At 68.8% G+C, this 2,236-nt stretch carries 1 protein-coding gene and 1 pseudogene; one reads left to right on the plus strand and one right to left on the minus strand.

Features of this window, described 5'->3' with window-relative positions:
* Positions 1-457, plus strand: a pseudogene (locus HMPREF3115_RS32025) (hypothetical protein); the annotation flags it as partial.
* A gap of 125 nt (positions 458-582) precedes the next feature.
* Here HMPREF3115_RS32025 and HMPREF3115_RS22900 read toward each other — a convergent pair.
* A complete protein-coding gene (locus HMPREF3115_RS22900) occupies positions 583-2,001 on the minus strand; it encodes an MFS transporter (protein WP_059937756.1) in 1,419 nt (472 codons plus the stop codon).
* Between the last annotated feature and the right edge of the window lie 235 nt (positions 2,002-2,236).

Below are 2,236 nucleotides of genomic sequence, written 5' to 3' on the forward strand. Positions count from 1 at the left end.
GGCCGCCGATGCACCGCTTGCCGCATGCGGACGCGAAGCTGCGGGCGCGGCCGAAGCGGCCGACGCACCGGACGCTCCGCTTTCGGAATGGGGACGCGAAGCCGCGGGCGCCGCCGAAGCGGCCGGCGACGATCCCGCCGTCGCGGACGACGGCGTATCGGACGCAGCCCACGTGGCAGACGGCGCGACGACGGACAGGGACGGGACGGCAGCGAGCCACATGCAGGCGGCCACTGCGAGGGTACGGCGACGCGGTCGAGCGACTCGCCGCGTCAGGTCGGAAAGCATCATGCGGTCGTTGACCATCGGCCGGGGCGGCGCTCGCGCAGGGCGAGCGGCACGCATTGCGCGAAAAGCCATCGAGACGGTCGGCGCGACGCAATGCGCGCGATGTCGACGCCTCTTCGCGGCGGAAGCCGTGCGCCGATGCCGCGCGCCCGGTCCGATGGTGAGCTAATGAGTCGTCAGGGCTACGATTCTACGCGTGCACGGCGAAATCGGCAGCGACGCGGCGCCCGTTTCGCCGCGGATTTGCGTTTCGTTACGGTTGTTTCAACGCGTGACCGTGCCGCGCGCACCGTCTCATCGCGAGATCGCTTCGAGCGCGATGCCCTTCGTGCGCGGCCCCATGATGCCGATCGCGGCCATCACGATCGCCATCGCGCCCGCAATGAACGCGAACACGCCGACCGTGCCGAAGCCCTTGAGCACCGCGGCAATCACGAACGACGAGAAAATCGCCGAGAAGCGGCTCCACGAGTAGACGAAGCCGACCGCGCGCGCACGGATCGACGTCGGGAACAGCTCGGCCTGATACGCATGGAAGCTGTACGACATGATGTTGCTCGCGAGCGTCAGGCCGATGCCGAGCACGATCAGCAGCGCGCCGATCGTCGTCTGGCTGAACAGCAGCCCGCAGACGAGCACCGTCGCCGCCATCGCGACGATCACCGACTTGCGCTCGAAGCGGTCCGCGATCACGAGCCCGATCAGCGGGCCGATCGGCGCGGCGAGCGCGATCACGCTCGAATACATCAGGCTCGACGTGATCGTGATCCCCTGCTTGATCAGCAGCGTCGGCACCCAGTTCGCGAACCCGTAGAAGCCGACCGTCTGGAACACGTTGAAGATCGTCATCATGATCGTGCGGCTACGATACGGCGGCACCCACATGTCGCGGAAGCTGCCGCGTTCGGCAACCGGCTCCGCCGGGGCGGGCGCCGGCAGCGGCCGCCCGTATTCGGCCTCGACCTTCGCTTCGAGCGCACGCATCACGCGATCGGCTTCGTCGAGCCGGCCCTGCTGCGCGAGCCAGCGCGGGCTTTCCGGCAGTTCGCGGCGAATCCACCAGACGAAGATCGCACCGTGCGCGCCGATCAGCACGACCCAGCGCCAGCCGTCGAGGCCGAACGGCGCGCGCGGCACGAGCAGATACGCGAGGAACGCGACCACCGGCACGGCGACGAAACCGACCGCCTGCTCGCACGCGAACGCGCGACCGCGAATCTGCTTCGGCACGAGCTCGGAGATGTACGTGCCGATCGTCACCATCTCGACGCCGAGGCCCAGGCCGACGACGAAGCGCCAGAAATTCAGCCCCGTCGCGGTGTCCTGGAACGCCATCACGACGTTCGCGGCCGTGTACCACAGCAGCGACCACGTGAAGATCGCGCGGCGGCCGAAGCGATCGGCGAGAAAGCCGCAGGCGATCGTGCCGACGAACAGCCCCGAAAACAGCGCGGCGATGAAGCTCGCGACGCCCGTCGTGCCGAACAGCCCGTGCGTCGTCGCGCTGAGGATCCCGCTTTTCACGAGACCGGGCGCGACGTAGCCGCTGTACAGCAGATCGTAGAGTTCGAAGAAGAAGCCGAGGCTCAGCAGCACGACGAGCTTCCACACGCTGCGCGTCGGCGGCAGCCGGTCGAGGCGGGCCGAAATCGTGCCGGCGTCGATCAGCGAGGATCGGGCCGGCGCCTGCGGGATGCTGTCCGTTGAAGCCATCGTGATGCGTCTCCTGTCGTGTCGTCTGTTGTTGTCGCGGCCGTCCGGCGTCGCGCGAATCGCTGCATTGTACCGGCACGTGTCGCGCTTACGTGCCGCGCGCGACGGCATGCGGCGGCGCGCGGCGGCGTCGCGGATGCGCTGGCGCGGCCGGAAAGATGTAAATTTCGTAACCGTCTGTCGGCCGCCGGCGCACGGCAAAGGCCGCCGCATCGGCCGCCGCGCGCCGACGCCG

Source organism: Burkholderia sp. HMSC10F09, from assembly GCF_001806955.1.
GTDB classification, from domain to species: Bacteria; Pseudomonadota; Gammaproteobacteria; order Burkholderiales; family Burkholderiaceae; genus Burkholderia; species Burkholderia multivorans.